This is a genomic window from Polaribacter litoreus (assembly GCF_054584775.1).
Genome location: NZ_JBTLRD010000004.1, coordinates 13,263 through 27,670, shown reverse-complemented (window position 1 = coordinate 27,670; position 14,408 = coordinate 13,263). Strand labels below are relative to the sequence as shown.

12 protein-coding genes are annotated in these 14,408 nt (G+C 29.8%); 8 read left to right on the top strand and 4 right to left on the bottom strand.

The annotated features are described in order from the left end of the window. The first annotated feature begins 18 nt into the window (after positions 1-18). The gene (locus ACW9UN_RS03970) at positions 19-867 is read left to right on the top strand and encodes an OmpA/MotB family protein (RefSeq protein ID WP_459484086.1); all 849 of its coding nucleotides are present in this window, start codon (positions 19-21) and stop codon (positions 865-867) included. Between the two features lie 174 nt (positions 868-1,041). Next, the gene (locus ACW9UN_RS03965) at positions 1,042-1,629 is read left to right on the top strand and encodes a PepSY domain-containing protein (protein WP_459484084.1); all 588 of its coding nucleotides are present in this window, start codon (positions 1,042-1,044) and stop codon (positions 1,627-1,629) included. Positions 1,630-1,647: 18 nt separating this feature from the next. Here ACW9UN_RS03965 and ACW9UN_RS03960 read toward each other — a convergent pair whose 3' ends face one another. The 4 genes from ACW9UN_RS03960 to ACW9UN_RS03945 form a co-directional block, all read right to left on the bottom strand. Beyond that, entirely contained in the window at positions 1,648-2,013 is a 366-nt protein-coding gene (locus ACW9UN_RS03960) for a DUF8840 domain-containing protein (RefSeq protein ID WP_459484082.1), read from the bottom strand. 124 nt (positions 2,014-2,137) lie between these two features. Next, complete coding sequence (locus ACW9UN_RS03955) at positions 2,138-3,490, bottom strand: DEAD/DEAH box helicase (RefSeq protein WP_459484081.1); 1,353 nt, start codon at positions 3,488-3,490, stop codon at positions 2,138-2,140. 62 nt (positions 3,491-3,552) lie between these two features. Continuing rightward, positions 3,553-5,061, bottom strand: a complete 1,509-nt coding sequence (locus tag ACW9UN_RS03950; RefSeq protein WP_459484078.1) for a sensor histidine kinase — start codon at positions 5,059-5,061, stop codon at positions 3,553-3,555. A gap of 5 nt (positions 5,062-5,066) precedes the next feature. Continuing rightward, positions 5,067-5,807: a LytR/AlgR family response regulator transcription factor gene (locus ACW9UN_RS03945; RefSeq protein ID WP_459484076.1), complete on the bottom strand. Its 741-nt coding sequence runs from the start codon at positions 5,805-5,807 to the stop codon at positions 5,067-5,069. 230 nt (positions 5,808-6,037) lie between these two features. On the opposite strand from ACW9UN_RS03945, the gene ACW9UN_RS03940 reads away from it, so the two are divergent. The 6 genes from ACW9UN_RS03940 (at position 6,038) to ACW9UN_RS03915 (ending at position 14,360) form a co-directional block, all read left to right on the top strand. Next, positions 6,038-6,190, top strand: a complete 153-nt coding sequence (locus ACW9UN_RS03940) for a hypothetical protein (RefSeq protein WP_459484074.1) — start codon at positions 6,038-6,040, stop codon at positions 6,188-6,190. An 18-nt stretch (positions 6,191-6,208) separates the two neighbouring features. After that, entirely contained in the window at positions 6,209-9,145 is a 2,937-nt protein-coding gene (locus ACW9UN_RS03935; protein WP_459484072.1) for a DUF8693 domain-containing protein, read from the top strand. A 65-nt stretch (positions 9,146-9,210) separates the two neighbouring features. Continuing rightward, a complete protein-coding gene (locus ACW9UN_RS03930) occupies positions 9,211-9,975 on the top strand; it encodes a TatD family hydrolase (protein ID WP_459484071.1) in 765 nt (254 codons plus the stop codon). After that, positions 9,975-10,469: a methylated-DNA--[protein]-cysteine S-methyltransferase gene (locus ACW9UN_RS03925; RefSeq protein ID WP_459484069.1), complete on the top strand. Its 495-nt coding sequence runs from the start codon at positions 9,975-9,977 to the stop codon at positions 10,467-10,469. Before ACW9UN_RS03930 ends, ACW9UN_RS03925 begins: the two co-directional genes overlap by 1 nt. A 55-nt stretch (positions 10,470-10,524) precedes the next feature. Next, positions 10,525-13,902 (top strand): DUF8818 domain-containing protein, encoded by a 3,378-nt coding sequence (locus ACW9UN_RS03920; protein ID WP_459484067.1) that lies wholly within the window; start codon positions 10,525-10,527, stop codon positions 13,900-13,902. Between the two features lie 71 nt (positions 13,903-13,973). Continuing rightward, a complete protein-coding gene (locus ACW9UN_RS03915) occupies positions 13,974-14,360 on the top strand; it encodes a hypothetical protein (protein ID WP_459484065.1) in 387 nt (128 codons plus the stop codon). Positions 14,361-14,408: the final 48 nt, after the last annotated feature.

The window sequence follows — 14,408 nt, the reverse complement described above, 5'->3', positions numbered from 1 at the left end:
AAATTTAATATTTAAATTATGAAAAAAATAACAGCGTTAGTAGTATTGTCTGTAATGTTAATAAGTTCTTGTGTATCTAAAAAACAATATACAGAATTAGAGTTGAGTAATGCCAAAACCAAAGAGGAGTTGATGAAAGTTGAGACAAATTTGCAAAAACTCTTGATAGAAAAAGAGAAACAAGCTACTCAGGTTTCTTCACTAAGTAACCAAGTAGAGTCTTTAAAAGCAGATAAAAAAAATGCTTTAAAACAAGTTGAAAACTTAACAGTTTTATCGAAATCATCGTCTGAAGGAATTAACAATGTAATTTCTCAATTAAGCGAGAAAGACAAATATATTAATGGAATTAGAAGAGCAATGACTCAAAAAGATTCTTTGAATTTGGCTATCAAATACCACTTAACTAAGAACTTAACAGAGGGTATACAAGATGAAGATATTACTGTAAATGTTGAAAAAACAGTGGTGTTTATTTCTATTTCTGATAAACTTTTGTTTAAAAGTGGTAGCTATAACGTAACTGATAAAGCTTATACTGTGTTAGAAAAAATTGCCAAAGTAATTAAAGGACAACCAGAAATGGAAGTTATGATTGAAGGGCACACAGATTCTACACCAATCAAGAGAAATCTTATACAAGATAACTGGGATTTATCTGCACTACGTGCAACTTCTATTACTCGTATTTTACAATATAAATACGGAGTACAACCACAACGTTTAATTGCTGCTGGTAGAAGTCAATATATTCCTTTAGTACCAAACGACACTAAAGAAAATAAGGCGAAAAATAGAAGAACAAAAATTATTATTATGCCTAAATTAAATCAGTTTTTTGAATTATTAGAACAAGATGCCGAGTAATTTTAGTCATTAAAAATGCTATTAAAAAACCAACTTAAAAAAGTTGGTTTTTTTTGTTTTTAAAAGTTAAATGTTAAAAAACCTAAACTCTTTTAACTTTTAATTTGCATAAAAGAATATCTATAAATTATATTATTGCTGAATAACTACTGATGTAGTATCGTAAGAAAAACAATGAGCATTAAAAATAAAAGGCAACAGCAAGCAAAATTATTACGGATTTTTAGAAAAGTTCACAGAAAAACAGGTGCCTTATTATTCGTTTTTTTCTTTTTTATTTCTGTATCCGGACTTTTATTAGGTTGGAAAAAGCATAGTAATGGCATTATTTTATCAAAATCGTACCAAGGCACATCAACCAATCTTAAAGACTGGTTATCAATAGATCGTTTACACAAAAATGCTTGTAAAATTCTACACGATTCAATATCTCCTAAACTCTCATCAAAAATAGATCGAATTGATATCAGAAAAAATAAAGGTATGGTAAAATTCGTTTTTGAAGACCATTATTGGAGCATTCAACTTGATGGTGCAACAGGCCAATTATTACATATTGGGCAAAGACGTTCTGATTTTATCGAAAACATTCATGATGGCTCTATACTAGACAGGTATTTTGAAACAACAAATGGACAAATAAAACTAGTATATACCTCTGTGATGGGGCTTGCACTTATAAGTTTTACCATTACTGGTTTTTGGCTTTGGTACGGACCTAAACGAATGCGAAAAAAAAGAACCGTTAAAAGTACTGATTAACTACAATTAAACTAAAACCTACTCTAAAACTTTTAAAAAATCTTCAAAAGCTACATAATAAGGTTGATCTTTAAAAACAGGGCTTTCAATACTTTCTGCATTCGCAATTCCTACGCCTGCAAACCAAACTTTAGCATTTTGTTTTTTTGCATGATTGATAAAAGTTTCCATCCAAATGCTATCATAATCGTTCGGATTTTGAAGATTGTTGGTCGCTTTTACCAATACAAAAATGGTAGGTTCTCCTTTTTTAAACAATACAAACTGAGGATGTCTTTTTAATTGACTGTTAATGGCTTGGAACTCATAACCCATTTTGGTGAGCTTCTCTCCTACTATATTCATTGCCAAATTATGCAATTCTTGTTTCGTTAAAATCTGCATTGTTTTTTAATTTCTTTAAATTTCAATTAATCTGTCATTTCGACCTTGTGGAGAAATCTAAATAATTGAGATTTTTCGACTTCATTACATTTCGCTCAAAATGACATTTTAAATACAATTTTACCTATTTCTTCTTATTTCGTCTATTATAATTTTTATCACCTCTAGTTTTGGGCTTCTTATATTTCTTAGCAATTTCTCTTCTATAAGAGCCTCCTAAATTCACTTTGCTATTCTTTTCACTCTTTTCATGAAAAGCTGGGCCAGGCACATATTCTTGTCCTGTTCTATTTTTAGATTGTTCTCTATCTTCACTTGGGCGTTCATCTTCCGTTAACAATTTCGAAATTTCTACTTCTTCTGGCAATTCTAAAACCGGGATTTTATAATCCATTAAAGCTTCTATTTCTTCTTTTGCTTTTTGCTCTTTTTCTGTGGATAAAAGAATCGTTTTACCCGCTTTTTCTGCTCTACCAGTTCTACCTATTCTATGCATATAGTTTTCAGGAAAATCTGGCGTATCAAAATTAATAACATGACTCACATTATCAAAATCTAAACCACGAGCCATAACATCTGTAGCTACTAAAATTCGGTTATTACCTTCATCAAACTGACGAATAGATCGTATTCTGTAATTCTGGGTTTTATTAGAATGTATAACACAAGTTTCGCTACCAAAAACTTCTTCTAAATGTTTAAATAAATAATCTGCTGTTCTTTTAAAACCTACAAATATTAATACCTTATTGTACGTTTTTTTATCGCTTAAAAGATGATTTAACAAGTTTACTTTGGTAAAAAAATTGGGAATATTATAAGAAACCTGCTCTATATTATCTAATGGAGTTCCGCTAACTGCAATAGATATTTTCTTCGGATTTTTAAAATAATCGTAAATTAAAGCATCTACATCTTCAGTCATTGTGGCTGAAAACAGCACGTTTTGTCTTCTTTCTGGTAGAATATCAAAAATATTCATCAACTGAAAACGAAAGCCTAAATCTAACATTACATCTACCTCATCAATTACCAATTTCTGAATCGATTTTAGTTTTAAAGCATTACTTAAACCTAAGTCGTACAAACGTCCAGGAGTTGCCACAATAATATCTTGACCTTGTAAAATGGCTTGTTTTTGTGTGTTGATATTTGCACCTCCATAAACACCCAACACTCTTGTATTAATGTATTTTGATAATTTTTCAATTTCATCTACAACTTGCAAAACCAATTCACGCGTTGGCACTAACACCAAAACTCTTGGATGCAATTGTTTCGAAAATTTTAAATCGCGTAAAATTGGCATCATATACGCAAAGGTTTTTCCTGTACCTGTTTGCGCAATTCCTACAACATCTTTACCAGATCTAACCACAGAAAATGCTTGCTCTTGAATTGGAGTTGGGTTTTTAAAACCTAAATCGTCAATAGCATATTGTAACTGATTTGATAAGTCTAAATCTTTGAAAGTCATCCTTTACATTTTTTGCAAAGATACAGTTTCTGTAAAGTAAGTGTTTGTATTTTATAAGAGTTTTAATTGGGTATTAAGCTAATCAATACTTTAGTGCCTGTTTCTAAATGCCCATCTTCTAAATCTGTAAAGGTAATTTGATGTTTAATGTTGTTTTTATTCCCAAATATAGTGAGCCTCTCATCAGTTAATTTTAAGCCCAAAGATTTTTTTTGAATCATTTTTTGCTTTTGTAGCTCTAATGCTTTTTTTCTTCCTATTCCATTATCTTCAATTAATATTTGCAAAAAACTACCTTCTTCTTTATGTACAGATAAACGTAATATTTTTTTGCCTTCTTTTGGTGATAGCCCATGCCAAATAGCGTTTTCTATAAAAGGCTGTAGAATTAATGGTGGTATTTTTATGGTTTCTAAATTGATATTTTTATCAATTTTTTTAGAAAAATGAATACTGTTTTTAAATCTCAAATTTTCAATGCTCACGTAAAGTTCTAACGTATCAATTTCATCTTGTAAAGACACTTCTTTTTCTCTAGAAATGGTTAAAATTTTACGAATAAGTTTTGAGAATTTGTTTAAATAATAAACCGCATTTTCTTTATTGTTTTTAATGATGTTAAGTTTTATAGAATTTAATGAATTGAAGATAAAATGTGGATTCATTTGACTCTGTAAAGAAGATACCTTTAACTCTGCAATTTCTTTTTCAAATGCCAATTCCAATTGTTTAATTTTCTCTTTCTCTGCTTTTTTTAGCAAAGAAGTATTTTCTTTTGTTTTTACAGAAACTTCTTTCTCTAAACGCTCGTTTATTGAACTTTTTAGCCTTTCATTTTCTTTATATTGTACAATTAATTTTTCTTGAGATTCGTTGCGTTCTTTTAAAATTAAACCTTGCTTTACTACCAACCCTAATGAGAAAAAAATATTTTCTATAAATACACCAATATAAAAAAGCCACCAAGATTCAAATTTTTCTTTTCCAAAAAAAATAGAACTGGTTAAGCCTAAGATGGAAAAAATTGAAAAAGCCAAACTGCCAATAATAATATAATATTTAACAGGGGTTTTCATTTTAAACAAGTAAAAATAGATAATAATACTAAGAACAATTAAAGCGGGCACTAATAAAAATAAAAAACCTCTACGTACTAAATACCCTTGAAAGAACAATTCTAGTACAAACAATACAACTAAAATATATGCTAGATATCTAACAATTTGTTTCATAATTCTAGCCTTTCTTTCTTCAAATAAGAATAAACCTCCAAATTCTATAACAAATATCAAATAAGCGCTATTATATAACCATTCTAATGCTGGATGAATGGGTATATAATAATCTGGACTTTTACCCAAAACATCATAACTAAAAATAGATATGTTAATAATTGTTTGATCTAATAATATTAAAAACACATATATAGCATACCACATATATGCCTTATCCTTGTAACTTGAATAAAAAAAAATATTTTGTAAGAGAATAACAATCAGAAATCCGATGATAAAAATTGAAAAAATGCCTAACGGATTTATTTCAAAATATTTACTAATTGCTTCAAGCATTTTTTCTATAAATTTTGCATTGCTTCTAAAATAAACATTCTGTTAGGTTTAGAAACTGGAATGGTTTTGGCATTTTCTAAAATTAAATAGTAGCCTTCATTTTTTACATACTCTTTTACATAATTCATATTCACTAAATAAGATTGGTGTACCCTAACTATAGCCTCTGTATTTAATAATTCATAAACGTCTTTAATTTTTTTAGAATACAAATATGATGTACCATCTGAAAGAAAAAGAGTGGTATAATTGCCATCAGATTTACAATACATCACTTCTTCAATATTTAAAAAAACGACCTTTCCACTTAAAGGTATGGCTATTTTTTTGTTTTTTTTTTCTATGGTAGGTAATAAATCTTTAACAGAAAACCCCAATTGTTTGTTAAGTTTATTTTTCTTTATTTTATCTACCACCTTTACCAAATCGTCGTTATCAATGGGTTTTAATAAGTAATCTATAGCGTTTTCTTTAAAGGCTTTTAAAGCATAATTATCGTATGCTGTTGTAATTACCAAATCGAAATCACGAAATTTTAAATGAGATAATAGTTGAAAACCATCAATTTTTGGCATTTCTATATCTAAAAAAACACAGTCGGGTTTCAAGTAATTTACGGCAGATATGGCTTCTTCTGGGTTGGTAAATGAATCTACAATCTTAATGTCTTTACAAAACATATTAATTTCCCAAGTTAAACTCTCGATGGCATCTTGTTCATCATCAATTATAATGGCGGTTATCATGCTATTTTTTTATAAAAAGGTATACAAAATAAGTTACAAATTTAATGTAAGAATTGATAATAGAAGTGTCTATTTCATATTCAACAACAGCGAGTGTATATCTGGAAAATAAAAAATCGATTTTCTAAATATACAATCAACATCAATAAAAATACAAAAGATTCACCTAAAAATATATTGGCAACTTTTAAAAAAGTAAAACACGATTAAGTTTACACAAAACTTAACACATGGAAGATAAAAAAATCACTAGAAAAGAAGCTCTTAAAAAAATTGAAAAACACGGTAAATACATGGCTTTAACAGCACTGAGCACTTACCTAATCTTACAACCTAAACAAGCGCAAGCTGCCAGTCCTGCTGCGCCAGGAACTGGATTTTAATATTAAAAATTAATGATTATGAAAAAAATACTACTTATTTACGCGCTATTATTTTCTGCTGGCATTTTTGCGCAGAATTGGGGAGAGCAGATTTTAACACAACCTAATGTAGGTAATAATAGTTTTGGTTATGCTATCGCAATGGATAATGAATACGCGGTTATTGGGGCACCATCAGAAAACCAATTTACTGGTTCTGTACACGTGTATAAGAGAGATGCTAATGGTTCCTGGAATCATATTCAAAGAATAGAAGCTTATGTTGGTCAGGCTATTGATGAAAATTTTGGGATGAGTGTAGCTATCCAAGGAGATTATATTTTTATTGGAACACCAAGTGATCGATTAAATGAAGAATTATTTCAATCACCTGCAGGGTCAGTAATGATCTATAAGAATAATGGTGCAGATAATTTTGTTGGACATCAACGACTTAGAGCTCCTGATGCTTCACATGGTGATAATTTTGGTACATCTTTAGACATAGATGGTGATTTTTTAGTGGTAGGTAATCCATTTGAAGATCAAGACGAAAATGGGCTAAACACTATTTCTGCTGCAGGCTCTGCATATATATTTAAAAAAGATATAGATGATACATGGGGGTTCATACAAAAAATAGTTCCTAGTCATAGAGCAAGAAGTAATTTTTTCGGAGAGCTGGTAGCTATAGATGGAAATTTTATTATTGCAAGTAGTCGGAGTAATACAGATGCAGCTAATGCAAACCCTGTTGGCGGCGAAGGCTCTGTTTTTGTTTTTGAAAAAGATAATGGTCTAAACACGTGGTCTGAGGTTCAAAAACTAAAACCTTTAAACAGACTAGGATCTTCTCGTTTTGGAACTCGTGATATGGATATTGTAGATGATTACATTGCGATAGGGGCTGATAATGTTGATGCTTCAGATAATGGAACTTGGTACGAAGGTTATGTATATGTCTTTAAAAGAGATGGCCTTTTAAATACTTGGAGTGAAAATCAAATTGTAAAATATCCTGGAGGCTCAAACTTCGGACAGGGAATTTCAATGGATAATGACTATTTGCTAATCTCAGACCCATATAGATCTATTAACAGTGTTTATGCTGCTGGAAAATCTTATCTATATAAAAGAACAGGAAATAATAATGATTTATATGAATTAAAAGAAAATATTGTTACCTCAGAAATTCAAGCAAGTAATTTTGTAGGTGGTGGTTCTGTAGATGGTTTTGATGCCAGACAAGCATCAGTAATAAACAATAATCATTTCGCACTCGGAGCTGCATCTTTTGATATTAATGATGGTGGTGTAAACTATTTAACTGCTGGTGCCGCTTTCTTTTCGGGCAACATCAACAATATTTTACCAGAAGACATCACCTGGACAGGTGATGAAAGTAATGATTGGAACGATCCTTTAAACTGGTTTCCAAATACGGTTCCTCAATCTACAAATGATGTAATTTTAGAAAATGTGGCAAACGCTCCAAATATTACGAATGGCCAAAACCACATCATCAATAATTTAACAACATTCGAAAATTTAAATATAGAAACAAATGCTAGCTTAACAGTTCAGGGAAATGTTGATCAAAGAGCACAAATTACTGTAAATTCAGCAGTTGATTCTAATGGAAGTCTAATTGTAAATGGTAATCAAACCAATCCAAACCCTTCTAATACCACATATAATAGATATGTTTCTGGCAATGGAAACAGCTGGCATCTTATTAGCAGCCCAGTATCTAATGCGGATATCGATAATTTTGCTGCAAACGAACCCTTAACCAATGGTCAAGGAAATAACAGAGGCTTAAGTTGGTACAACAATGTAAATCAAAATTGGGAATATTATCAAGCTGGGGCTGTAGGTTCTGGAAACTTCCCTAATGGAAAAGGATATGCCATAAATACCTCAGCCAATACAACGCTTGAATTTACTGGATTATTAAATGCCAGCATTCTAGAAAACTACCCTATCACTGTAAATGGAAATGGTTGGAATTTAGTTGGAAATCCATACACTTCATTTTTACATGCCAACACTAATGCAAATGCTACCAACTTTTTAACAACCAATGTTGGTCAATTAGATCCTGTTGCTGCCAATATTTATGTTTGGAATCCTGCTTTATCTGCATATGAAACCATAGGTAATGGAGATGAAGCCAAATATTTAGCTCCTGGACAAGCATTTTTTATCAAATCAAAAGCAGGTGGAGGTAACATAAATGTTACCAAAAGTATGCAAACGCATAGAGGAGAAAATCTATTTTTAAAAAGCGCTCCGATTCAAAAAATTGTGTTAGAAACTAGTGGTAATGAAGAAGTTTCAAGAACATCAATTGCCTTTAAAGAAGGCATGACCAATGGCTTAGATGTAAGTTACGATGCAGCCGTTTTTTCTGGAGTGAAAACTGATTTTTCTACGTACACTCAATTGTTACAAAACTACGAAAACACCAAATTTGCAGTTCAATATTTACCAAAATTAAATGATGATACCGTAGTTATACCAGTGGGAATATTGTTAGACAAAGAAAAAGAGCTCAACATAAAACTTAAAGAATCTAACATAGAAAGTGATTATAAAATCTATTTAGAAGACCGATTATTAAATGAATTCACAGAGCTTTCGTTAGAAAATTCTTACACATTTAATCACGATTTACAAGTCAATGGTTTGGGTAGGTTTTATATTCATTTACAACAAAAAAATGCTTTAAGTATAGATACATTCAATAATAATACTATTCAAGCTTATAAAGTAAATCTTTCAACTTTAAGAGTAAATGGTGTACAAAATGGTAAATTAAGTCTTTATGACATTACTGGTAAACAAATTGTAAATAATCTTACCATTAAACAAATCAATCAAAATTTTAGTTTCCCCAACTTAACACGTGGAGTTTATATCCTTCATATTACCGATAATAAGGGTGGTAAATTCATCAAAAAAGTTATATTTTAATTTTTTATCTGTATTTGTATTGAACTTAAAATCATTAGTTTTGTCGAAAAATTTCGATAAAACTAATGATTACAGATACACATACTCATTTATATTCAGAACAATTTAATGACGATAGAAAAGCAATGATTCAGCGTGCAAAAGATGCTGGTGTTACTCGCTTTTTTATTCCTGCAATTGATTCTACTTACACAGAAAAAATGTTTTCTTTAGAAAAAGAAAATCCTAATAATGTGTTTTTAATGATGGGTTTGCATCCAACTTCTGTTAAGGAAAATTACAAAGAAGAGTTGGCACACGTAAAAAAATGGATCGATAAAAAACAATTTTATGCTATTGGTGAAATTGGTATGGATTTGTATTGGGACAAAACTTTTTTACCCCAACAGCAAGAAGCTTTTAAAACACAAATTCAGTGGGCAAAAGAAAATAAAATGCCCATAAACATACATTGTAGAAATGCTTTTGATGAAGTTTTTGAAGTGCTAGAATCAGAAAAAAGTGATGATTTAAGAGGAATTTTTCATTGTTTTACAGGTACATTAGAACAAGCTAAACAAGCCCTTTCTTACAACATGAAATTAGGAATTGGTGGTGTTGCCACTTTTAAAAATGGTAAAATTGATACCTTTTTAAACCAAATTGACATCAAACACATTGTACTAGAAACAGACGCTCCTTATTTAGCACCAACTCCTTATAGAGGAAAAAGAAATGAAAGTGCATACCTAACAAATGTTGTTGATAAATTGGTAGATATTTATGGCCTTTCTTACAATGAAATTGCAGAAATTACAACGCAAAATTCTAAAGACGTTTTTGGAGTTTGATGCAAGAAAAACAAACCACATATTACAAAACACCAATTGGTATTGCTGAAATTATTGGCGATAAAAACGCAATTCAATCTATTACAATTTTAGATGATGATTCAATTTCTGAAGAACTTCTAAAGACAACAACTCCTGAAGTTTTACAAGAATGTGTTACACAATTAGAAGAATATTTTAAAGGAGAAAGAGCCAGTTTTAATTTAACTGTAAATCCTAAAGGAACTCCATTTCAGAAAAAAGTTTGGAAAGCCTTGTTAGATATTCCTTATGGAAAAACAAGAACCTATTTACAACAAAGTAAGTTTTTAGGCGATGTAAAAGCCATTAGAGCAGTAGCTTCAGCAAATGGGAAAAACCCACTTTGGATTGTAATTCCTTGCCATAGAGTAATTGATTCTGATGGTTCTTTAACAGGTTATGCAGGCGGAATTTGGCGTAAAAAATGGTTGTTAGCGCACGAAAATCCTGTAAAACAACAATCTCTTTTTTAATTGTATTTTCTTAAAACATAAAAACATATTTTTACGTTAGCTTCTTATAGTTTCTATGTTTAAAAAAATATTCTTTTATGTTATCCTTTTCTTAGGATTATCAATTCAGAGTCAAACTAAATCTACAGATTATAGAAAGAAAATTATTGAGGTAAAAAAAGACACCATTCAATTAGATTCTGTGGCTTTAAATCCGCAAGAATTTAAAATTTTTGATGATAAGCAACACATAATTCCTTCAAAGAATTACAACATCAACTTTAGCAAAGCCATCTTAATTATCAACTCAAAAAAATACAACAAAATTACAGTTGAATATTTTAGATTGCCCGATTTTATCACCAAAATCTATACTCCTTTTGATGAAAAACTAATTTTACAAAGCAATACAAACCAAGGCCAATTATACAGTTTAACCACCAACAAAAAAAAGACAGACATCAAACTATTTGATGGTTTACAAACCAGAGGTTTTATAACACGAGGCATCACTTCTGGTAATAATCAAAATGCAGTTACCAATTCTGCATTAGATTTAGAAATATCTGGTAAACTTTCTAAAGAAGTAACTTTAAGAGCCAATATTTTTGATACAAATATTCCTGTTCAGAATAATGGAGTATCTCAAAACTTAACCGATTTTGATCGTATTTTTATAGAAATGTATACTGATAATTGGCGAGTTAGAGCTGGAGATTTATCACTTAAAAACACAGAAACGTTCTTCTTTCCGTTTGCAAAACAAGTTTCTGGTTTAGAAGTAGAAGCAAATGTAAACAACAATTTAAAAGTGGCTGCATCTGGTGCTGTGGTTAGAGGTAAATTCAACACTTTTAATTTTACAGGTGTAGAAGGCAACCAAGGACCTTATAAAATTTACGGTGCAAATAATGAGTCTGTAATTTTAATGATAGAAGGTTCAGAACAGGTGTATGTCAATGGTTCTTTAATAAAAAGAGGCGAAAACGAAGATTATACCATCAATTATAATTTGGGTGAAATTACCTTTAACACCACCTATCCTATTACAAATGATATGCGTATTTGGATAGATTTTCAGTACGCAGAAAGAAATTACACACGTTTTATTACCTATGATAAAGCCGAATATAAAGGAGAAAAATTTAGTATTGCTGGTTATTTTTATTCTGAAAATGATGCTAAAAATCAACCTTTACAACAGAGTTTATCTACAGAACAAAAAGAAATTTTAGCCAATGCTGGTAATAACGAAGATGCCATGTTTTCTGAAAGTGCTTTTATTGATGTGTTTGATGAAAATAAAATTCTCTATAAAAAAGTAACTGACGGAACACAAGAATATTTTGAATATTCTACCAATGAAAATGACGAATTATACACGGTAACTTTTACAAATGTTGGCACTAATAATGGAGATTATGTTTTAGATGATACTATTGCAACAGGAAGTATTTTTAGTTTTGTAGGCACAAATTTGGGTGATTATAGCCCAATTACAAGACTTGTTGCCCCAACAAAATCGCAATTATTTATTGTAAAATCTGAATTAGATACTAATAAAAAAACAAGTTTAGGAACCGAAATTGCCATTAGTAACAGAGATGCCAATTTGTATTCTGCAATAGATGATGAAAACAATATTGCAGTGGCTGCAAAAATTAATTGGGAGCAGATTTTAATCGATAAAAGTTGGAAATTAAGCAGTAAAATTAGCCACGAATATGCACAAGAAAACTTTTATTCTGAACAAGGTTATGAACCTGTTGAATTTAATAGAGATTGGAATATTTTAAGCAATAATGCTACTAAAAACTATTTTCAATCGGCATTAAATTTAACCAATAAAAAAGAAGATTATCTTAGTTATCAGTTTTACAATTTAACTTATAACAATGGTTTTAAAGGAACTAAACATCAACTAAAATCGAAAATTAAAGCCAATACAACTAGTTTTTTTGTTGATGGAAGCTTTTTATCTAACACTTCTAATGTTGAAGACAATTCATTTTTTAGAGCACAAGCAAAAGCAGAACATTCTCTTAAAAAAACTTGGTTGGGTGCGTTTATCAATTTCGAAACCAATTCTAGAAAAGACGTAACAACCCATCAATTTATAAATACAAGTCATCGTTTTAAGGAATACGAAGGTTATTTTGGTGTTGGAGATTCCACAAAAATATTTGCAAAAATTGGTTATAATTTTAGAAATAACGACAGTATAAAATCGAATCAATTTGCAGAAATTAATAACAGAAAAACAATTTATATAGATAGTAAACTCATCAAAAATAAAAATACCAATTTAAGTGTGTATGCCAATTATAGAATTACAGAAAACAACTTTTCTGATGATGAAAAAGCCCTAAACTCTAGAGTTGTTTTTAGTCAAAAATTGTTCAAAAATTTTATCAATTTAAGTACAGTTTATGAAACTTCTTCTGGTAATGTAGCTCAACAAGATTATGTTTATGTGCAAACAGAACCAGGTTTGGGTTTTTATACTTGGATTGATTATAATAACGACGGAATTAAAGATTTTAATGAGTTCGAAATTGCACAATTTCAAGACCAAGCCAATTACTTGCGTTTGCCAAAACCAAATTTAAGTTTTATTGCAACTCAACGTGCCAAATTAAATCAATCTATAAACATAAATCCAAGAAATTGGGCTACTAAAACTGGTTTTAAAAAGTTGATTTCTCACTTTTACAACCAAACATATTTAACTGTAGAAAACGAACAAGAAAGAACTGAAAATTCGTTTCAATTAAATCCTTTCGATTTTAATGAAAACTCACTAATTGGTTTGAATTTAAACATCAGAAATAGTTTGTTTTATAATAAAGATTCACAAAAAAACAGCCTAACTTTTACTTATGGAAACTCGAAATTAAAACAACAATACATTATTGGTAATCAAGAAAATAACATTAATTTACATCAATTAGATTATGCACATAAATTTGCAGATTTCTGGTTGATAGACTTAATGACAAAAACATCAAAAAATAGTTTAGAAACAGAAAATTTTACAGACAGAAACTACGAAATTAATGCCAATGAAGTTCAGCCAAAAATTAGTTTCTTATACAACCAAAACAATCGATTTTCTGCATTTTATCACTTTAAAAATAAACAAAACAAATTAGAAGATTTCGAAAAATTGAATCAACAAAAATTTGGGATAGAATATTTTTACATCAGCAAAAAGAAAAATCAAATTTCTGCCAATGTAAATGTATTTTTAAATGATTTTACTGGAGATACCAACACACCTGTTGCCTACCAAATGTTAGAGGGTTTACAAGCAGGTAAAAATTATACTTGGAGCTTGTTGTTTAATCGAAAACTAAACGCTTTTTTAAACCTAAATTTAAGTTATTTGGGTAGAAAAAGTGAAAATTCGAAAACAATTCACACAGGTAGTGTGCAATTAAGAGCTAATTTTTAATTTGTTAAATTTTATTCTTGGTAACATTTATAACACTTATTTGTTAAAAAAAATCTTTACTTTGCATAATAATGACAAAATTAATATCCATATTTTTGGCTCATTTGATTCTATTACAGAGTCTAAATGTTAATTGGGATTCTTTTTCAAAGCTAGCAGTGTTGTTAGAACACGCCAAATTTCATCAAGAAAAATATGGGGATACTTTTTTTGAGTTTCTATCTGAACATTATGGCTCTAATGAATTTAAGGCAACCAATCACAGAGAACATAAAGATTTACCTTTTAAACAAGACGCTCAAAATTACAATCATTTACCAACTATTTTTGCATTAAACACCCCATTGTTTCAATTGAAACCGAATATCGTAATTCAAATTCAACAAAATTATTACTATAAAGAATCGCATTCTTTATTTGAAAAATCTTCTATTTTTCAACCTCCCAAATTGGCATAATTTCATTCTCAATTTTAATCCTATTTGCTGTAAATAGGTGTTTATTAA